Consider the following 19,442-nt stretch of genomic DNA (forward strand, 5'->3'; position numbering starts at 1 on the left):
AGGCAGGATATCCGTGAAACTGTTGCTCCGGTATCCGCTGGTGGCGGGCACCATAACTGCCCTGCTCGCGGTGCTCATACTGCTCCTGTCCGGGCAGCCGCTGATTGCGCAGATCTCAGCCAGCATCTACGCCCTGGCCGTGGCGGCCTACCTGGCCGTCGGCATGGTCCGCCGGCTGATCGGCGGCCAGTGGGGCATCGACATCCTGGCCGTCACCGCGATCGCCAGCACGGTGCTCGTCGGCGAGTTCATCGCCTCCATGATCATTGTCCTCATGATGGCCGGCGGGACCGCCCTGGAGGACTATGCCGCCGGCCGGGCCAAGAAGGAACTGACCTCCCTGCTGGAGCGCGTCCCGCAGACGGCCCACCGGGAACGCGGCGGCAGCACCTCCGCAGCCGGAACCAACACCGACGGCACCCACTCAGCCGGCACCAGCACCGGCACCAACACAGCCGGAACCCCAACAGACGGCAGCTCCGCCGACGGCACCCACACCAACGGCCAACAGGAGGATGTCGCCGCCACAGAGGTCGAGGTCGGTGACATCCTGCTGGTGCGGCCAGGTGAGGTGGTGCCGCTGGACGGCATCCTGCTCTCCGAATCCGGCAGCTTCGACGAGTCCTCGCTCACCGGGGAAAGCCTGCCGGTGGAGCGGGTTGCCGGCGACGGGCTGATGAGCGGCTCCCTCAACGGCGAAGCCGCGGTCCGGATGCAGGTCACGGCCCGGATGGAGGATTCGCAGTACAGCCGCATCGTGGCCCTGGTTAAGGAAGCCGCGGACAGCAAGGCTCCCATGGTGCGGCTCGCGGACCGGTATGCCGTGCCTTTCACCGCCCTGGCCTACGCCCTTGGCGCGATCGGCTGGATCGTCAGCGGCAGCCCGGCCCGTTTCGCCGAGGTGCTGGTGGTGGCCACCCCGTGCCCGCTGCTGATCGCCGCGCCGGTCGCCTTCCTGGGCGGCATGAGCCGCGCCGCGCGCGGCGGCATCATCGTCAAATACGCCGGTGTTCTGGAACAACTGAGCCGGATCAGGACGGTCGCCTTCGACAAGACAGGGACCCTGACCTATGGACGCCCGTCCCTGGTCGGGGTCCGGGCCGCGGGGTCTTTCACCGAGGATGAGGTCCTGGGGCTGGCGGCGTCCGCCGAACAGTATTCCTCCCATGTGCTGGCCGCCTCGGTGATGGACGCCGCGCGCACCCGCGGGCTCGTGTTCGAGTCCGCCACGGAGGCCACCGAATTCGCCACGCACGGCGTCCGGGCCCGCTTCGACGGCCGCGACGTGGTGGTCGGCAAGCCCAACTTCGTGGCCGAAGCGGCCCCCGGCGTCGTGGAGACCGAGCTCGCCAGCGGCGAACTCGCCATCTACGTGGGTGTGGCCGGGGAATTCGCCGGGTCCCTGGTGATGAGCGACCCGATCCGCCAGGAAACCCGCCGCACCCTGGCCGAGCTCAGGGAACTCGGCGTCACCCGGACGGTCATGCTGACCGGCGATGCGCTCGCCACCGCCGAGCACATCGCGGCCGAGGCCGGGCTCACCGATGTCCGGGCCGAGTGCCTGCCGCCGGACAAGGTAGAGGCAGTCCGGGCCCTGCCGCTCCGCCCGGTCATGATGGTCGGCGACGGCGTCAACGACGCCCCCGTCCTGGCCGTCGCCGACGTTGGGATCGCGATGGGTGCCCGCGGCTCGACGGCGGCCGGCGAGTCCGCCGACGTCGTGATCATCCTCGATGACCTGTCCAAGGCGGCCTCCGCCGTGCGGATCGGGCAGCGCACCGTGAAGGTGGCGCTGCAGAGCATCTGGATCGGGATCGCGCTGAGCGTGGCCCTGATGGTTGCGGCGGCAGCCGGGTACATCCCGGCGATCGCCGGCGCCCTGTCCCAGGAACTCGTGGACCTGGCCACGATCCTCAATGCGCTGCGCGCCCTCAGCCCCGGCAGGAAGGCAACCGGAGCGAAGCCTCCGGGGCAGAAAGCCGGCGCTACCGGGCCGCTGCCTGCTTCTCGGCAGCCGCGATCCGCGGAACGGTCCTGAGGTAGCTGTCCGGGTTTAGTGAGATCGAATCGATGCCCTCGCTGACCAGGAACGCCGCGAACTCGGGGTGGTTGCTGGGACCCTGGCCGCAGATGCCGATCTTGATCCCGGCGGCGTGGGCCTTGCGGATGGCCTCGCTGATCATCGCCATGACGGCCTCGTCCCGCTCATCGAAGAGTGAGGCCAGCTGCGCCGAATCCCGGTCCACGCCCAGGACCAGCTGGGTGAGGTCATTGGAGCCGATCGAGAAGCCGTCGAACCGGGTGGCGAACTTTTCGGCGAGGACCACGTTGGACGGGATCTCGCACATCATGTAGACCTGCAGGCCGTTCCCGCCCCGGACCAGGCCGTTCTCCGCCATCACGGCCAGCACCCGGTCCGCTTCCTGCGGGGTCCGGCAGAACGGGATCATCACGATGATGTTCCCGAACCCGAGCTGCTCCCGGACCCGTTTGAGGGCCGCGCACTCGAGGGCGAACCCCTCGCGGTAACGCTCGTCGTAGTAGCGGGAGGCGCCGCGGAAGCCCAGCATGGGGTTCTCCTCCGGTTCCTCGAAGGCCGACCCGCCGATCAGGTGCGCGTATTCGTTGGTCTTGAAATCGCTGAGCCGGACGATCACCGGCCGGGGATGGTAGGGCGCGGCGATCTTGGCGATGCCGAGGGCCAGGGCGTCCACGAAGTAGTCCTTCGGGTCCGCGTAACTGCCGGTCAGGGCGCGGATCTGCTCGGCGTCGCCGGGGTCGGTGACCCGCTCGGGATGGACCAGTGCCATCGGGTGGACCCGGATCAGGGCGCTGATGATGAATTCCATCCGGGCCAGCCCGACGCCGTCGGCCGGCAGCCGCCACCACTGGAACGCGGCCGCGGGGCTGGCGATGTTGACCATGACCTTGGTGCGCGTCTCCGGCAGCTCCCCGAGGTCCACGTCCTCGGTGTTGAACGCCAGGCTGCCCCGGTAGACGCGGCCCTCATCGCCCTCGGCGCAGGAGATCGTCACGGCGAGGCCCTCCGCCAGGACGGTGGTGGCGTTGCCGGTGCCGACGACGGCGGGGACCCCGAGTTCACGGCTCACGATCGCCGCGTGGCTGGTGGGGCCGCCGTGGTCGGTCACGATGCCGGCCGCCCGTTTCATGATCGGAACCCAGTCCGGGTCGGTCATCTCGGTGACGAGGATGGCGCCGTCACGGAAGTTTTCGATGTCCGCCGCGCTCCTGATCACGCACGCGGTGCCCTGCGCGATGGAATCGCCGATCGCGGCTCCGCGGGCCAGCACGGTGCCGGTTTCCAGCAGGTGGTGGAGGGTGAACCGGGAGCCGGTCTTCTGCGACTGGACCGTCTCGGGCCGGGCCTGGACCATGAACAGCTCCCCGGTGACGCCGTCCCGGGCCCATTCCATGTCCATCGGCCGGGCGTAGTGCTCCTCCACACTCACGGCCCAGCGCGCGAGGGCGAGGATTTCGGCGTCGGCCAGGACGAAGGCGCGGCGTTCGGCGTCCGAGGTGTCGACCATTTTGGTGCGCGCGTGGCCGCCGCGGCTGTAGACCATTTTCCGGGCCTTGGAGCCGAGGGTCTTTTCGATGATTGGCGCGAACTCCGGCTCAGCCAGGAGCGGTTTGAACACAAGGTATTTGTCCGGGTTGATGGTGCCCTGGACCACGGTTTCGCCGAGGCCCCAGGCGGCGCTGACCACGGCCACGCGGGGGAAGCCGGAATCCGTGTCGATGGAGAACATCACGCCGGAGGCGCCGACGTCGGAGCGCACCATCCGCTGCACCCCGATTGAGAGCGCGACGTCGAGGTGGTCGAAGCCCTTGACCTCGCGGTAGCTGATGGCCCGGTCGGTGAAGAGCGAGGCGTAGCACCGGCGGCAGGCGTCCAGGAGTTCGCGTTCCCCGGCGATGTTCAGGAACGTCTCCTGCTGCCCGGCGAAGCTAGCGTCGGGCAGGTCCTCGGCGGTGGCGCTGCTGCGGACCGCGACCGAGAGCCGGTCCCGACCGGCTCGCTCGCCCAGTTCGCGGTAGTGGGAGCGGATGGATTCGCTGATGTCCGCCGGGAACTCACTGTCCAGGAACAGTTCCCGGATGGCTTCCCCGGTGGCGCGCAGGGAGGTGTCGCCGGAGCGGTAGGACGAGATCCGCGAGCGCATCGCGCCCTCGATCCCGTTGGCCTCGAGGAACCGGCGGTAGGCGTCGGCGGTGGTGGCGAAGCCGTCCGGCACCCGCACGCCCTTGGCTTTGAGGGACTGGATGAGTTCGCCGAGGGAGGCGTTCTTGCCGCCCACCTGCGGGACATCGCCCATGCCGATCTCGTCAAACCACAGCACCGGGGAGTCAGTCATGGACCCATCCTGTGGCGGCGGACCGTCCGGTGTCAGAGTCTTTGGACCTTGGTATCCGGTGCGGCCTTCCCGGCCCGGCGGTTGCGGGCGATCTTGTAGAGCCAGTCCGCGAGCAGCACCCCGGGAATGGCGGCGAGCGCCACGGCCAGGCCGCCGGGCGACGGCGGCGCGTGGCCCAGCAGGGCGGCCAGCGGCCCGAGGAACAGGAACACCGCCAGCAGCCCCAGTTCTGCCAGCACGGCCCAAACCAGCAGCCGGTTGGTGAACCAGCCGAGCCGCCAGGGCGGCACCGAGGCGCTGCGGCAGGCGAAGGCGTTGGCGAGCTGGGCCAGGACCACGGTGGTGAACGCGGCGCCGGAGGCGGCCATCAGCACGTCCGACGCCGGCAGTTCCGCCCCCAGGGTCCATCCGGCGCCGAGCAGGACCGCCGTGTACGCCGTCATTTCGAAGAGCGCCTCGACCGGGCCCAGCAGCCCGAACACCCGGAACATCAGTGCCCGGTCCATCAGGTGCCTGCGCTCGGGCGGGCGTTTCAGTGTTCCCTTACTCGGGGCCTCGCTGCCCAGCGCCAGTGCGGGGAGCAGGTCGGTGCCGATATCGAGGGCGAGGATCTGCAGCACGCTTAGCGCCAGCGGGAACCGCCCCCCGGAGAGCGCCCAGATCACGAAGGGCGTGAGCTCGGCGACGTTGTCCGTCAGGTGGTAGGTCAGGAAGCGCCGGATGTTCGCGTACGTGGCGCGGCCCTGCTCCACCGCGGCGATGATGGTGGCGAAGTCGTCATCCAGGAGGACGAGGTCTGCCGCATCGCGGGCCACGTCGGTTCCGCTGAGCCCCATGGCCACACCGATGTCCGCCTGTTGCAGGGCCGGGCCGTCGTTGACGCCGTCGCCGGTCATCGCCACGACGTGGCCGCGGTGCTGCAGCAGGCGGGCCACCCGGAGTTTCTGTTCCGGGGTGACCCGGCTGACCACCACGCCGTCGCGGTCCAGCAGCGCGGCCAGGACGGCGTCGTCCTCGGGCAGGTTGTGGCCCTCCAGCACCAGCTCGGGTGATCCGATCAGTCCGGTTTCCCGGGCGATGGCGGCCGCAGTGAAGGCGTGGTCGCCGGTCACCATGGCCACTTTGATGCCAGCCTCGCGGGCCGCCTCGAGTGCCACGCGGACCTCGGCCCGGGGCGGGTCGTGCAGGCCGATCAGCCCCAGCAGCGTCAGGTTGCTTTCCACTTCCTCCAGTTTGAGGCCGGCGCCGGGCTGGCCGGGCAGGGTCCGTTCGGCCACGGCCAGCACCCGCAGCCCGTGGGAGGCCATCCGGTCAACGATCTCCCGCGCCCGGGCGGCGCCTGCGGCCTCGCCGGCGTCGCCGCCGCCGTGTACGCACAGCGGAATCACGGATTCCGGGGCGCCTTTGACGTACAGCGTGGTGCCGACGATCGCGGACTCCCGCAACCGCCGGGGATCGAAGGCGAAGCGGTGCGACACCGCCGGTTCCGCGGGACCCGACCCGGGAGCCGACCCGGGATCCGGCCCGAGACGTTCAAGCCGGGCGGCCAGCGCGGCGATGGCGGCCTCCATCGGGTCGCCCTCGGCAATCCACTTGCCCTCATGGAGCGCCGCACGGCCCTCGGACGCGGCCAGTGCGGCGGTGCTGAGGTGCTGCGCCTCCCCGGTTCCCGCCCCCGTGACCTCAGCCTCCGGCCCGTACCCCGCGCCGATGATACTGAGCACCCCCGCCGGGGTCCAGACCTCGACGGCGTTCATCCGGTTCTGGGTCAGCGTGCCGGTCTTGTCCGTGCAGATGAAGGTGGTGGAGCCGAGGGTTTCCACCGCTTCGAGGTTGCGGACCAGAGCGTTTCGCTGCGCCATCCGCTGCGCCCCGACGGCCAGGGACAGCGTCACCGTGGGCAGCAGGCCCTCGGGCACCAGCGCCACCATCACGCCGATGGCAAACAGAAAGGCGTCCCGCCAGGAGATGCCGACCAGCAGGGAGAGCACGAAGAACAGCGCACCGATGCCCAGGGCCATCGCGGCGGTGATGCGGACGATGCGCTGCAGTTCCCGCGCCAGCGGGCTCGGCGGCGCCTCCACCTTGCCCGTCAGAGCCGCGATTTCGGCGAGCCGGGTCTTCCCGCCCGTTCCCGCGACCACACCTTCGGCCCGGCCGTTGACCAGGAAGGTCCCGCCAAAGACGGTGTCGCCGGGGACTTTGGCGAGCGCCTCGCTTTCACCGGTGAGCATCGACTCGTCCACCGAGCAGCCTTCAGCCAGCACCAGGCTCAGATCCGCCGGGACCCGGTCGCCGGCCACCAGCACGACGGCGTCGTCCGGCACCAGCTCCGTGGTGTGGACCTTGATCAGGCGGTTGTCCCGGCGGACCCAGACCATCGCCGGGAGCAGCTCGCGGAGCCTGGCAGCGGCATGCTGGGCGCGCTCCTGCTGAATGTAGGCGAAGATTCCATTGACCAGGATCACGACGACGATCGCGATGGCCAGCTGCGGCATGCCCGCCAGATAGGCCAGCACAGAGGCGCACCACAGCAGGATGGCGAAGAAGTGGGTCATCTCGGCAAGCAGCCGCCGCCAGCCGGGGACAGTGCCGGCCTCCGGCAGCTTGTTCGCCCCGAATTGGGTGAGCCGCTGGGCCGCCTCGGCGGAGCTCAGGCCGGAAATGCCCGGCAACGCCCCGGCACGTGGGCCCCCGGAGGGAGCCTCCGGGGTCACGAACGGCCGGGGCCGCTTAGGCGCAACACCGCAGACCGGCCCGGGTCAGGTAGCTCATGGACTGAGAGTGCGCCGCGGAGGTGCGGCCCGTTAGGGCCAAAGGTCACGGCGGGACGCCGGACACCTGCCCTGCGCCGCAGGGGCGACAGGTGATCCGGCATGGATCGGCAGCTGTGCGGCGCTCAGGGCGCGGGTTCGTATCCGATGAGCCAGTGAAGTCCGTGCCGGTCTATGACTTGCCCGTCCGAAGCGCCCCAGGGTTTCGAAGCGAGAGGGTCCACAACCCGACCGCCGACAGCGAGTTTGTCGAACCACTCATGGAGAACTGACGGTTCGGCGGTCCCCAGCAGGGAGAGCATGACACCTTCGAGCCGGACACTTTTCTGGCCTGCTGCAGTATCCGATCCCGCCATGGCGACCACGCCGTCGAGCACTCCGTGAGCGATGGCGTCCGGGGGGCCGTCGCTGCGGCTGAAGTCCTCGTAGGTGTATAAGGAAAGCTCTCCGCCGAAAACGCCTGCGTAAAAGCCGAGTGCTTCACGCGCCGTGCCGGGGAAACTGACATATAGCTGTGGGGCCGTCATGTGCACAGCATACAGACACCGCCCACGCCCAGGTCCACAACACCACATCGGCCACTGGCGGCCCGGGACAACGCCGTCCCTGCAGCGCCGCCAACCGCAAGATTTGGGACACGCCACTCCTGCGTCCGGTGCCGTGAGGTCACCCGGCACGGATGAGGCGCCACGCCGCACCGGGGGCACAGGATAAGACTGCGGCGGTCCGTCGGATCGCCAGAACCCAATCAGAAGCGGAGGTCATCAGCATGGCTGAGACATTGGATGAACTGGGGCCGGTGGACTGGCTCGTCGTGGAGTTCCCCGGGCCCGACTTCGGTAAAGGCCAGATCGCGCCGTTCCTGGAGGACCTGGTCCAGCGTGACCTCATCAGGGTGCTCGACATGGTGTTCCTGAGGAAGACCGCAGACGGCACGCTCGAGACGGCGGAGATCTCCGACCTCGACGCGAGCGAACTCGGCGAGGTGCGCATGGCCGAGGCCGACCTGGCCATGGTGCTCTCCGAGCAGGACGTCATGGACCTGGCCGAGACGATCGAGCCCGGCCACTCCGCCGCGGTGCTCGTCTGGGAGAACCAGTGGGCGGCCCCGTTCGGCGCGGCCGTCCGCAAGGCCGGCGGCCAGCTCGTGGCCAGCGGCCGGATCCCGACCCAGGCAGTCATCGCCGCCTTCCAGGCCGACGCCGAGGCCGAAGCCCAATCGCCCGAAGGAATGAAGGAAGGAGCCTGACATGCCACTGGCAGCACGACGCAGGCGCAGGACCGCCGCCGCCGTCGGCGGGGCCATTGTCGTCGCCCACGGGATTAACCGTCGCGGCGACCGCCGCGAGGACCGGAGGGACGACCGCGGTGACCGCCGCGAAGACCGCCGCGACTGACACCCTCGACTGACACCACGGAGCCGGCTCCCGGTTCCCTCAGGGGGTGCGCATGACCCTTCCGGGCCGTGCGCACCCCCTGACTATGTCAACGTGATTCAGGACCGCGATGACGGCACGGCCCGGGTCCGGTCCGCCTCAGCCAACCGCCGGCGGCCGGTGCCGGCCCAGCGTCCGGAGGTAGGCGCCGAAGCCGTGCGGCGCCCGGGCGTGGACCCGGCCCGAGGTCAGCACGCGCATGCTGTCCGTCGCCGTCACGGTGAAGGCGCGGCTGCGCAGGCTCTGCACCAGGATCCGGTCCTCGTGCGTGGAGAGCTTCGGGAAGCCCCCGGCGGCCAGGTAGGCCGAGGCCCTGACACCGAAGTTGGCCCCGTAGATGTGCGGGTGGTCCTCCTCGAAGGGATGGCGTTCCAGCCAGCGCCGGAGCAGCTCCGGGTCCATCCCGGCCGGGTCCGGCTCCACCGAGCCGAGCACGGCGTCGGCTCCCGCGTCGGCGAACTCCAGCTGCCGGACGAGCCAGCATTCCGGCACCCGCGAGTCCGCGTCCGTATTGGCAAGCCAGGTCCGGCCAGCCCACGGCGGCGGCGTCCACCGCTTGCCGGGCGCCCGGCGCCGGGCTGTGCCGATCCCGGCGGCCCGGACACCGGCCCCCCGGCTGGCTCCGGCGTTGCGGAAAGCTACTTCTACGGCGCTGAAGCGGCGGTCCGCCGCGGCGTACCGGGCGGCGATGCCCGCGGAGCCGTCGGTGCAGCTGTCCAGCACCACGGTCACCCGGACGTCCACGTCGGGCCGGACCCGGTGCAGGGCGTCGGCGGCGCGCTGCACCGCCAGCAGGGCCGCCCCAAGGTGCTCGTCCTCATTGTGGGCGGGCACCACGACGGCGATCCGGTCGATGCTGTGGCCGCGGGGCAGCGGCAGGGCATGGGCTGCCATGCCGACTAGCCTTCCTGGCCCGGCACGGGGACCGCTGCCGTCCGCGGTTCCGCGCCGGGCCCGGGTGCGATCAGGACCTCGAGGATGAAGTCGCGTTCCCGGTAGAGTCCGGCGTCGGGCCAGCCGAGGCGGCGGCGGGCGGCGGCGTGGACGGAGTCGCCGTCGAGCTCCCAGCCGGAGATCGGGTGGCGCCAGTGGCACAGGGCCAGGGTGCCGCCGGGGAGCAGGGCAGCCTCGACCCGTGCAAACAGCTCGGCCAGCTCGCCGGGAGCGAGGTAGTAGCCGACCTCGGAGACCACGATCAGGTCGAAACGGCCGTCCGGCCAGTCCTGCGGGACGGTGAGGTGGCGGGTCCGGGCCGCGGGCAGGTGCGCCAGGCGCCGGGAGGCGTGGGCCAGCGCGGCGCTGCTCGCGTCGACGGCGGTGAAGCTGGCGCAGCGCTGCGCAAGTTCCACGCTGAGCGTCCCGATCGAGCAGCCGATTTCAAGCCCTGCCGCGTAGTTCAGGCCGGGCAGGGCCGCGAGGGTGAGGGTGCGTTTGCGGTGTTCGTACCAGCTGGTGGTGTACTGCCAGGGGTCGTCGGTTCCGGTGTGGACGGCATCGAAGACGCCTTCCGCGTCGGCGGCGGCGTAGGGGCCACCGCTGCCGGCCGGACGCTGCCACGCGAACGTCTCGAACGGACGCTCAAAATGCGCCAGGAACGCCGGCGGGAGGAGCACCTCGTCCCCAGGCTGGCCGGACAGGGGACGGACCTGCGAGGTGTGGGCGGCCATCGCGGCCGCCTTGGCCTGCCGTTCGGCGGGATCCAGCGGCAGGCGCAGCCAGGACTGCCAGGTGTGGTCCGTGGCGTCCGCCCAGAGCCAGTACCAGATGGGGTATTCCAGCAGCCCGTGGCCCCCGGCGCCGGCGGCATCGGCGGCGGCGGAGCCCAGCGCCTCGTGGTCGGTGTGGCCGTCGTGCCGGTACGGGGCCACGAGGGTGATGCGCTCCGCGGGCAGCCCCGCTGCGGCAGCGTCGGCGACGGCGTGCTGCAGCGCCGCGTGCACCTCCGGCCGGTGACCGGCGAGCTTCCCGTCCGGCAGGGCGAGGAACCGCCAGTCCGGGTCTCCCAGCAGGTGCGCGAGGGCGCCGCCGAATTCCTCGAGCCGCACGGCCGCGAGCTGTTCCGGCGTCGCCGTGGGTGAGTCCGGGTGGGAGGCCTCCCCCGCCGTGCACAACAGCACCGTGACGCGCGCGCCGAGCCCCCGGAGCCGGGCCATCAGCCCGCCGGCGCCCAGGGATTCGTCGTCCGGGTGCGCGGCCAGGACGATGAACGCCTGCCCGGCGAGCTCGCCGGCGTCCAGCGGCAGCTCCGGGAGGGCGGCGAGTCCGCTGGCCGCCCAGGCGTCCTCGCCGGTTCCGGCGTCCTGATGGGTGAAGGTCACCATGGGTGGTCCCCCTTGAGCGTAAGGGCACCAAGCTGGGCGTCGTCGCGCATGGCGTGGTGCTGGCGGAGGTAGAGCGAGAGGTCGGCCATGCGCTTTCCGTAGGCGTCGTCAAAGGCGAGCGGTCCGGGCCCGAGGTTCTGGCTGACCAGCGTCTGGATGCGTTCGACGGCGGTGGCGACGGCACCGCGGACGCGCAGGGCCTCGCTCCACGCGCCGGTGTCCGAGAGTTCCCCGGCATCGATCCGCCCGGCGGTCCGGGCGAGATAGCCGGTCAGGGCGGTGAGTGTGCGGTCGATCTCGCCGAGGTGGGCGAGCGCGAGCTGGTCCGGGGCGCGGCCGCCGTCGGCCGCTTTGAGCAGGGACGCCGTGAAGCCGCGGGCCACCGCGACGGCGCCGCCCAGCCAGCAGGCCGCCACGCCCATGCCGCCCCAGGCGAAGCCGGGCCGGCGGTAATACCAGCCGGCATCGCCCAGCGGTGCGGCCGGGACGGCGTCGAAGTGCACGGTGCCGCTGGGGATTTCCCGGAGTCCCCGGCTGGTCCACTGCGGATCCTCGAAGCTGACGCCGTGGGCGTGGAGGTCGACGGCGAAGGCAGCCCGGCCGCCGTCCTCCAGATGGGCGGTCACGACGGCGTGGTCCAGCTGGGCGGCCAGGGAGCACCAGGGTTTGGCCCCGTGCAGCAGGAAGCAGCCGTCCGCCGGCTTCGCCTCCAGCCGCAGCCCGGGGGCTTCGGCGGCAAACACACCCCAGGCTCCGTCAGGGTCACCGCCGGCCCGGTCCTGGCCGTCCCCGCCGTCCGGCGCCGGCTGGCCTGCGGCCTGGGCGAGGATCGCCGAGGCGTCCAGGTGGGGTTCTAGGGCCCGTCCGGCGGCGACGTCCACGGCCGTGACGGAGGCCAGGATCTCCCAGAGGTAGGCCGTCCGGCCCCCGCCGGGCAGCGGGGCAGCTGCTGCCGCGGCTTTGGCCAGTTCCAGCAGCGCCGGGACGTCGCCGGCGGCCGCCCGGGCCGCCTCCAGCAGGGGCGTGAGGCCGGCCAGCTGCTCCGGCGCGGAACTGATCCTCACGGCGGCGGGCCGCGGGGAATCGGGAGTCCGGTTCATGTCGGTGGCCTGGTCCCTTTCGAAGTGCGTCTGGTGCTCCCGGCGTCCACGCCTGTCGGCCGGGCTACTGCTCAGTAAATGCGGGCTGCTCAGTAAATCTAAGCACACTTAGCACTTTGGGAATTCCGGTGGCTTCGGCGCCGGTGCGCGGTTCCGCCGCCGCTACAGCACCCGCGCCAGGGCGAAGCCGTCCCAGCCTTTGGAGCCCACCGTCTGGATGACAGTGCCGTCCAGCCGCGGGTCTTCGCCCAGCATGTGCAGGGCGCTGATAATGCCCGGGGCGTTGACGGCGTCCATCGCGGGTTCCAGCACGGCGCCTTCCCAGACCACGTTGTCCATCACGACGGCGGTGCCTGGCCGGCCGAGGCGGATGGCCCAGTCGAGGTAGCGCGGGTTGTTTTCCTTGTCCGCGTCGATGAAGACGAAGTCGAAGGGCTCGGCGCCCTCGTCGGCGAGGGCCTGCAGCGTCTGAAGTGCAGCCCCGACCCGGATCTCCACGAGCTGGCCCAGCCCGGCGGCGTCCACGTTGGCGCGGGCCACCGCGGCGTGTTTGGGGAGGTATTCGCACGTGAGCAGCCGGCCGCCGTCGGGCAGCCCCTGGGCCATCCAAATGGTGCTGAACCCGGCCAGCGTCCCGATCTCCAGGACCCTGCGGGCGCCGGAGAGCTGGACCAGCAGTTTGAGCAATTTGCCGGCGTTGGGGGCGACTTCGATGGGCGGCAGGCCCGCCTCAAGCGCGGTGATGACGGCGCGCTTCAGGGCGCTATCCGGACGGACCACCAGCTCGGACAGGAAGTCCTCGACTGCGACCCAGCGGGCGGTGGGCTGATGCTCGAACATGCCCCTCAGTCTTCCAGCTGGCCCGTCCCGGCGGTAGGCTCCGGACGGACCGGATCCGGCCCGGGCCGAGCGTTTCCAGCCGCGCTGGCTCCCTGCGAGCGCCGAATGTCCCGCAGCAATGCCTGGCTAGTCGCCGAGGGCCTGTTCCAGGCGGTCCAGTTTTCCGGTGAGTTCGCCGGTGAAGCCCGGCCGGATGTCCGCCTTAATGACGAGGGAGACCCTGCTGCCGTAGCGGCCCACGGCCTCGGTGGCCCGCTTCACGACGTCGAAGACTTCATCCCACTCGCCCTCGATCGTGGTGAACATCGAGTCGGTGTGGTTCGGCAGGCCGGACTCCCGGACGATCCGCACCGCTTCGGCGACGGCGTCGTGGACTGACGCCTCGTCTACCGGAACGGCAGCGGAACCGCCCGCGGAACCGGCGGGCGGGTCATCGGCCGTGCGTGCTGGACGGCCTGAGGGTGCGACAGAGAATGCTAGCAACATGGCACCAGTCTTTCACGTGCCCAAAAGCCGTGACGGCCCGAACGGAGCCCGGAGATGCCCCGCTCCGGGGCGGGGGCCCGGCCCGGAGCCTGCGGCCGCCCCGTCACATATATCAATACCCGGAAGTAACCTCCCCGCCCGGGCTCTGCGTTGCTACCCTAGGCAAATGAACCGGGTAGCAGACCGCAGGCCGCTCCGCGCCGATGCCGCGCGGAACGTGGACAAGATCATCACCGCCGCCCGCCAGTGCTTCCGGGAGCACGGCCCCGAGGTACCGCTGCAGACAATCGCCGTGACGGCCGGCGTCGGTCCGGCCACGCTTTTCAGGAACTTCGCCGACAAGGAAGAACTGGTCCTCGCGGCCCTGCACCGCCAGCTCGGCCTGCTCGTCGACCCGGTCATCGAGGAGGCCCTCGCCGGGCCGGACGCCGCGGACGGGCTCTTCCGCGTCATTGACGCGCTGATGGGCGTTGCCAGCGAAGAAGCCAACCTGCTGGGAGCCGTCGCCGGGCGGCGCGGACTCCTCACCGGCATCACGGGCGACCTGATCGAATCCGTGGCCGCGCTCCTGGGCCGGGGGCAAGGCCAGGGAACCCTGCGCAGCGACATTTCGATGACGGACCTGATCCGCCTCCTGGCCATGCTGATCGGTGTCGTGGACACCATGGAAGCCGGTTCGGATGCCTGGCGCCGTCCTGTTGCCCTGGTCGAGGACGCCATCCGCACGGAACGCCCGAACCGGCCGCTGCCGCCGCAGGCGCCGCTGCCGGGCACGGCGTTCGATTCTGTCCTCGGCTAATACCGGTGTCATGGGAAACCGCGGCGGGCGCTGTGGGCGGCGTGCTGCTGGTTTACGCCGTCCTGCTGCTCCTCCTGTGGGGTTATGCGCGCCGGCACCCGGAAACAGCCGCGATGAAGGACGCGTTGCGGCTGCTGCCGGACCTGCTGCGGCTCCTGCGGCGGCTGCTCGCTGACAGGACCCTTGGCGCCGGGGTGCGGATTCGGCTGGCCCTGCTCCTGGCCTACCTGCTCTCGCCGATTGACCTTGTGCCGGACTTCGTGCCCGTGATCGGCTACGCGGACGACGTGATCATTGTGGCCCTCGTGCTGCGCTCGGTGATCGCGCGGGCGGGCGAGGACGCGGTGCGCCGGCACTGGCCCGGAACCCCCGAGGGGCTGCAGCTCATCCTCAGGCTCGCCGGCCTCGGCGCCCCGCGGTAGGAGCTTAGGTGAGAGCTTAGGCGTTGAACGCCGTTCCGGCCGGTCCGCCGTCGAACCTGCGGAGGATCTCCTCGGCAACGACCCGGAGCTTGACGTTCCTGGTGTTGGAGACCTTGGCCAGTAGCTCGAACGCTTCGTTCTGCGAGCAGCGGCTCTGCGCCATCAGGATTCCGGTGGCCAGGTTTATCACGGTCCGCGACCGCATGGCCTGCATGAGGTCGCGGTTCAGGCCTTTGGCGGCGTCCAACCGGACAGCCAGCCGCATCACCTTGGCGGCGCGGACGGCGAGCGCCCCGCAGGCTGCCACGGCGCCGTCGTCGAACGCCTCGGGGGCCGTCGCGGAGAAGGTCAGGACGGCCGTTGCGTCCCGGTCCGCCAGCAGCGTTACCGCGAGAATGCTGCGGTTCCCGCGCTGGGCGGCGGCCCGCTGGTAGCGCCTCCACCGGGGATCCATCGTGGTGTCCGGGACCAGCACCGCCAGCCCGGTCTCCCGGGCCTCCAGTCCCGGGCCTTCCGCCACACTGTCTTGCAGACTGTCCAGCGCCAGCGCCTCCCGGCTGCTGCCGACCAGGACGGTCGGCTGGCGGAAACGGGCCAGCCGCACCGAGCACAGCACCGGGCGGCCCGTTTCGGCTGCGGCGAACTCCGCGGCCAGGGCCGACAACTGCCGGAGGAATTCCTCCAGCGCCTCGTTGTCGAGCAGGAGGTCCTGCAGTCGCTCCGAGAGCCGGGCTCGGAGCATCAATCCTCCGCCGGCTTCTCTTTGGCCTCCTGCAGGTGGTGCTGCAGCTTCTCCTCAGCCTCCCGCCGGCGCCGGGCCATTTCCCGCAGTTCCCGGGTGGACTCGGCACCCGGCGGAACGAATGGCTCATGCGGTTTGGAATGCTGGCCCTTGCCGGGCGCAGGGGTATCCGGATCCTCGTTGTCGCTCATATCCGAATGCTCCCACGGGGCCTTAGCGGCAAGTAGGGACTAAAGACCGTTACGGAGCGGTACGGCAGGAGGTAGCGGAGCTGCTAGCCCCAGCCCAGCAGCCTGAGTCCGGCTGCCGCGCCGGCCCCGGCGAGGACGACCACCAGGAACGGCGCCCGGAGCAGCAGTGCGGTGCCGGCCGCGGCCAGTGCCCCCAGGCGTGCGTCCAGCGCCAGCGTCTGGCCGGACGCCACGGTGTTCACGATCGTCAGGGATGCCAGCAGCCCGATGGTCATGGTCCCGGCGACCCGGGACATCCGGGGGTCGCGCAGCACGCTGGCCGGGACGAGGTAGCCCAGCAGTTTCCAGGCGTAGGCCAGCAGGCAGGAGAACAGCAGCCACATCCACAGGCTCATGCGGCATCCCCGGAAGGACGCCCGTGCGGATGCGGGCGCTCGGCGTAGGGGTCCATGTCCGGTTCCAGGCCTTCGTCACTGCGGCCATGGCTGAACCAGCCGATCGCTGCGGCCACCACCGCGGCGACCAGGATCGGCACCCCGGCGGGCACAAACGGTACGGCCAGCACGGTGGCCAGGGCGCAGACGACGGCGATCGCCACCGGTTCCCGGCCCTTGAGCCGTGGCCAGAGCAGGCCCAGGAACGCCGCGACGGCGGCTCCGTCCAGGCCCCACTGCTTGGGATCCCCCAGCGACGCTCCGGCCAGCGCGCCCACGGCGGTGAACAGGTTCCAGAGGACGAAGATGCCCAGCCCCGCGGTCCAGAAGCCGCGCTTCTGCTCAAGCGGGTCGGTCTGTCCCGTGCTGGTGGCGGTGGATTCGTCGATGGTGACGTGGGCGGCGGCGAACCGCAGCAAGCCGCGCGGCCGCAGCAGGGCGTTGACCTGCATGCCGTAGATCCCGTTGCGCATGCCCAGCAGGGTGGCCGCACCCATCGCGGCGACGCCGGAGCCGCCCCCGGCCACCACCCCGATGAAGGCGAACTGCGAGCCGCCGCTGAACAGCAGCAGGCTCAAAGCCATGGTCTGCCAGAAGTCGAGCCCGGAGGTGACGGAGAGCGCGCCGAAAGACACGCCATAAAGGCCGGTTGCGATGCTGATGGACAGCCCGACCCGGACGGCCGGGGACTGCAGGAGCCTCACCCGCGGACCGGGTTCCGCGGACGGCGGGTCGCCGGGATCAGGAGCCCGACGGCGGCATCCGAGGCCAGCAGGCCGCCCATCGCCGCGGTGGAGGGAATCTGGGTGTCCCGGCCGGACCAGCGAGAAGGCATGGAACAACTCAATCACAGCCCCGGGGCGCCCGCTAACCGCGGCTGCCGCGCGAAAAGACGGGACTTTCCGCAGGGGTGCCGGTCCGTCCCTCCGGCGTACCTTGGTGACTATGGGCAGTGTCGTGGAAATGACCGGCGTCGTAAAGCGTTTCGGGGCCGTAACGGCCCTGGACGGACTGGATTTCGAGGTGGCGGCCGGCGAGGTGCACGGCTTCCTCGGCCCCAACGGATCCGGCAAGTCCACGACCTTACGGCTCCTGCTGGGGCTGTTGAGGGCGAGCGCGGGGTCCATCCGGGTGCTGGGACTGGACCCCTGGCGCGAGGTGGCGACCCTGCACCGGCGGCTGGCGTATGTCCCCGGGGACGTGGCCCTCTGGCCGAACCTGACCGGCGGCGAAGTGATCGACCTGCTCGGCCGGCTGCAGGGCGGCCAGGACCGGGCGCGCCGCGGCCGGCTCCTGGAACTGTTCGAGCTGGACCCCACAAAGAAGTCACGCACCTACTCCAAGGGAAACCGGCAGAAAGTGGCCCTCGTGGCTGCCCTGGCCACGGACGCCGAGCTGTTCCTGCTGGACGAGCCGACGAGCGGCCTGGACCCGTTGATGGAGGACGCGTTCCGCGGCTGCGTCCGGGAACTGCGCGCGCAGGGGCGCACCGTGGTGCTGAGCAGCCACATCCTCAGCGAGGCCGAGGCGCTCTCGGACCGGGTCAGCATTATCCGCGCCGGCAAGGTGGTGGAAACCGGCCCGCTGGAGCAGCTGCGGCACCTCACCCGCACCTCGGTCACCGCCGACGTCGCCGCGGTGCCCCCAGGTCTCGAGCTCCTGCCCGGCGTCCACGACGTCGTCGTGACGGACCACCGGGTCAGCGCGCAGGTCGAGCCTGCCGGGCTGACCCACCTGATGCAGGCGCTGATGACGGCGGGACTGACGTCCCTCACCAGCCAGCCGCCGACGCTGGAGGACCTGTTCCTGCGCCACTACGGCGACATCGCCGCCGGGGTTCCGGCCGCGGCCATCGGCACCGCGCCCGGCGGGCCCGGCTCCCCGGGGCGGGGCGGACGGCAGGCCGGCGATGCCTGAGACCCTGGCCGGGACGGGCGTCCTGATTCGGCTCGGACTGCGGCGGGACCGCTGGCTGCTTCCGGTCTGGATCCTCGGCTTTGCCCTGATCGCCTATTCGACAGCGCTGGCCGGGGCCGAGCTGTATCCGGACACGGCGAGCCGGGTCGAGGCCTCCACCGTGCTGAACGCGACAGCCTCGATGGTGGCCCTGTTCGGGCGGATCTACGATCCGGCCTCCATCGGTGCGCTCTCGCTGATCAAATACACCGCATTTATGACCGCCATCCTCGCCATCCTCATGGTCATCCTCGCCATCCGGCACACCCGCAGCGACGAGGAGACCGGACGCTTGGAACTGCTCGGCGGCGGCCGGCTGGGCCGTGACGCCCCGCTGGCGGCCGCGCTCATCATCAGCCTCGGCGCCAATGTGGTCCTCGGCCTGCTTTCGGCGGCCGCGCTGGCGGCCGGCGGGTTGCCGGCCGTCGGCTCTCTCGCCTTCGGGTTGGGCTGGGCTGCCACGGGGATGGCTTTCAGCGCCGCGGCGGGACTGGCGGCCCAGCTGACCGCCAGTTCCCGGGCCGCGACCGGGTTCAGCATCAGCTTCGTGGCCGTCACCTATGCGCTACGCGCTGTCGGCGACCTGGCCGAACCGGGCCCCTCGGTGCTCTCCTGGCTGTCCCCCATCGGGTGGAACCAGCAGATCCGGGCGTTCGCCGGGGACCGCTGGTGGGTGCTGGTACTGCCCACGGCCCTGTGCCTCGTGCTGGTCCCGGCGGCGTTTGTGCTCCGTGCCCGGCGCGACCTTGGCGCCGGGCTCCGCCCTGAGCGCCCCGGCCCGGCGGCCGGCTCCCTCGCCGGCGTCTGGGACCTGGCCGTGCGGCTGCAGTACCGGGTGCTGCTGGCCTGGGTGGTGGCGTTCGTGGTGTTCGGCGTCGTGATCGGAACCCTCGCCAGCAACGTAGCTGAGCTGCTGGCCTCGCCGAACGCGCAGGACCTGATCAAGCTGATGGGCGGCCAGCAGGCCCTGACGGACGCCTTCCTGGCCGCGGAGATCAGCATCATGGGGGTGCTCGCGGCCGCCTATGGGGTGTCCTCCGCCAACCACCTGCGCAGCGAGGAGGCCGCGGGCCACACCGAAGCCGTGCTGGGAACGGCGGCCACCCGGGTCCGCTGGGCGAGCAGCCACTTCGTCTTTGCCCTGGCGGGGGTCGCTTCGCTGCTGCTGCTGGCGGGGGTATCGATCGGGGCCGGGGCCGCTGCCGCCGTCAGCGACCCCGCCGTGGTGGGCCGCAGCACCGTGGCCGCCCTCGCGCAGGTCCCCGCCGCCTGGGTCGTGACCAGCGTGGCGCTGGCGGTGTTTGGCTGGGCGCCGCGGCTGGCCGGAGCGGTCTGGGGTCTCCTGCTGGCCCTCGTCGCGCTGGGCGAATTCGGGGTGCTGTGGAACGCCCCCGAGTGGCTGATGGACCTCTCCCCGTTCCGGCACTCCCCGCTGCTCCCGGTGGGCGCCGCTGACATGCCGGCGCTGGTGGCCCTCACCATGGCCGCGGCGGGCCTGGCAGCGCTGGGCTATTCCGGCTGGCGCCGCCGCGATCTCGCAGCCTAGGCGTAATTTCCCCTGGCAG

The 19,442-nt window shown here is 71.1% G+C and carries 20 protein-coding genes; 7 read left to right on the top strand and 13 right to left on the bottom strand.

Translation table 11 applies throughout. From position 1 onward, the window contains the following. The first annotated feature begins 13 nt into the window (after positions 1–13). Entirely contained in the window at positions 14–2,038 is a 2,025-nt protein-coding gene (locus QK291_RS01305; RefSeq protein ID WP_282378335.1) for a heavy metal translocating P-type ATPase, read from the top strand. Here the strand turns inward: QK291_RS01305 and ppsA are convergent. The 3 genes from ppsA to QK291_RS01320 form a co-directional block, all read right to left on the bottom strand. Continuing rightward, positions 1,986–4,376, bottom strand: a complete 2,391-nt coding sequence (gene ppsA / locus QK291_RS01310) for a phosphoenolpyruvate synthase (RefSeq protein WP_282378337.1) — start codon at positions 4,374–4,376, stop codon at positions 1,986–1,988. The genes QK291_RS01305 and ppsA overlap by 53 nt on opposite strands. A 32-nt stretch (positions 4,377–4,408) precedes the next feature. Next, positions 4,409–7,093, bottom strand: a complete 2,685-nt coding sequence (locus tag QK291_RS01315) for a cation-transporting P-type ATPase (protein ID WP_282378340.1) — start codon at positions 7,091–7,093, stop codon at positions 4,409–4,411. Between the two features lie 182 nt (positions 7,094–7,275). Beyond that, positions 7,276–7,677, bottom strand: a complete 402-nt coding sequence (locus QK291_RS01320) for a VOC family protein (protein ID WP_282378341.1) — start codon at positions 7,675–7,677, stop codon at positions 7,276–7,278. A gap of 242 nt (positions 7,678–7,919) precedes the next feature. Here QK291_RS01320 and QK291_RS01325 point away from each other — a divergent pair, with 242 nt between their 5' ends. Together QK291_RS01325 and QK291_RS01330 are read left to right on the top strand one after the other, a co-directional pair. Further along, on the top strand, positions 7,920–8,399 hold the full coding sequence (locus QK291_RS01325; protein WP_282378343.1) for a DUF6325 family protein: 480 nt from the start codon (positions 7,920–7,922) through the stop codon (positions 8,397–8,399). A gap of 1 nt (position 8,400) precedes the next feature. Continuing rightward, positions 8,401–8,547 (top strand): hypothetical protein, encoded by a 147-nt coding sequence (locus QK291_RS01330; protein ID WP_282378345.1) that lies wholly within the window; start codon positions 8,401–8,403, stop codon positions 8,545–8,547. Between the two features lie 138 nt (positions 8,548–8,685). Here the strand turns inward: QK291_RS01330 and QK291_RS01335 are convergent, their stop codons facing one another. From QK291_RS01335 to QK291_RS01355, 5 genes are all read right to left on the bottom strand, one after another. After that, positions 8,686–9,480 (bottom strand): glycosyltransferase, encoded by a 795-nt coding sequence (locus QK291_RS01335; RefSeq protein ID WP_282378348.1) that lies wholly within the window; start codon positions 9,478–9,480, stop codon positions 8,686–8,688. 5 nt (positions 9,481–9,485) lie between these two features. Further along, positions 9,486–10,907 (bottom strand): bifunctional PIG-L family deacetylase/class I SAM-dependent methyltransferase, encoded by a 1,422-nt coding sequence (locus QK291_RS01340; RefSeq protein WP_282378350.1) that lies wholly within the window; start codon positions 10,905–10,907, stop codon positions 9,486–9,488. Then, a complete protein-coding gene (locus QK291_RS01345; RefSeq protein ID WP_282378352.1) occupies positions 10,901–12,007 on the bottom strand; it encodes an acyl-CoA dehydrogenase family protein in 1,107 nt (368 codons plus the stop codon). The genes QK291_RS01340 and QK291_RS01345 overlap by 7 nt, the downstream gene beginning before the upstream one ends. Before the next feature lie 162 nt (positions 12,008–12,169). Further along, complete coding sequence (locus QK291_RS01350; protein ID WP_282378354.1) at positions 12,170–12,847, bottom strand: O-methyltransferase; 678 nt, start codon at positions 12,845–12,847, stop codon at positions 12,170–12,172. Between the two features lie 126 nt (positions 12,848–12,973). After that, positions 12,974–13,333, bottom strand: coding sequence for a thiamine-binding protein (locus tag QK291_RS01355; RefSeq protein WP_282378356.1), 360 nt, complete (start codon positions 13,331–13,333; stop codon positions 12,974–12,976). A gap of 166 nt (positions 13,334–13,499) precedes the next feature. Between QK291_RS01355 and QK291_RS01360 the strand changes: the two genes are divergently transcribed. After that, positions 13,500–14,132: a TetR/AcrR family transcriptional regulator gene (locus QK291_RS01360; protein ID WP_282378358.1), complete on the top strand. Its 633-nt coding sequence runs from the start codon at positions 13,500–13,502 to the stop codon at positions 14,130–14,132. A gap of 5 nt (positions 14,133–14,137) precedes the next feature. Further along, entirely contained in the window at positions 14,138–14,554 is a 417-nt protein-coding gene (locus QK291_RS01365) for a YkvA family protein (protein WP_282378361.1), read from the top strand. Positions 14,555–14,570: 16 nt separating this feature from the next. Here the strand turns inward: QK291_RS01365 and QK291_RS01370 are convergent, their stop codons facing one another. From QK291_RS01370 to QK291_RS01390, 5 genes are all read right to left on the bottom strand, one after another. Then, complete coding sequence (locus QK291_RS01370) at positions 14,571–15,296, bottom strand: GAF and ANTAR domain-containing protein (RefSeq protein WP_282378363.1); 726 nt, start codon at positions 15,294–15,296, stop codon at positions 14,571–14,573. Beyond that, positions 15,296–15,487: a hypothetical protein gene (locus QK291_RS01375; protein WP_282378365.1), complete on the bottom strand. Its 192-nt coding sequence runs from the start codon at positions 15,485–15,487 to the stop codon at positions 15,296–15,298. The genes QK291_RS01370 and QK291_RS01375 overlap by 1 nt, the downstream gene beginning before the upstream one ends. Positions 15,488–15,570: 83 nt before the next feature. Beyond that, positions 15,571–15,882 carry an AzlD domain-containing protein gene (locus QK291_RS01380; protein ID WP_282378367.1) on the bottom strand — a complete coding sequence of 104 codons (312 nt, stop codon included), beginning with the start codon at positions 15,880–15,882 and terminating at the stop codon, positions 15,571–15,573. Then, positions 15,879–16,625, bottom strand: coding sequence for an AzlC family ABC transporter permease (locus QK291_RS01385; RefSeq protein WP_282378369.1), 747 nt, complete (start codon positions 16,623–16,625; stop codon positions 15,879–15,881). Before QK291_RS01385 ends, QK291_RS01380 begins: the two co-directional genes overlap by 4 nt. Beyond that, positions 16,622–16,756: a hypothetical protein gene (locus QK291_RS01390; protein ID WP_282378371.1), complete on the bottom strand. Its 135-nt coding sequence runs from the start codon at positions 16,754–16,756 to the stop codon at positions 16,622–16,624. Before QK291_RS01390 ends, QK291_RS01385 begins: the two co-directional genes overlap by 4 nt. 110 nt (positions 16,757–16,866) lie before the next feature. Between QK291_RS01390 and QK291_RS01395 the strand changes: the two genes are divergently transcribed. After that, positions 16,867–17,838 carry an ABC transporter ATP-binding protein gene (locus tag QK291_RS01395; protein ID WP_282378374.1) on the top strand — a complete coding sequence of 324 codons (972 nt, stop codon included), beginning with the start codon at positions 16,867–16,869 and terminating at the stop codon, positions 17,836–17,838. Beyond that, positions 17,831–19,423, top strand: a complete 1,593-nt coding sequence (locus tag QK291_RS01400) for an ABC transporter permease (RefSeq protein ID WP_282378376.1) — start codon at positions 17,831–17,833, stop codon at positions 19,421–19,423. The genes QK291_RS01395 and QK291_RS01400 overlap by 8 nt, the downstream gene beginning before the upstream one ends. The last annotated feature ends 19 nt before the right edge of the window (positions 19,424–19,442 follow it).

Origin of the sequence: Arthrobacter sp. AL12 (assembly GCF_029960645.1) — a bacterium.
Classification (GTDB): domain Bacteria; phylum Actinomycetota; class Actinomycetes; order Actinomycetales; family Micrococcaceae; genus Arthrobacter.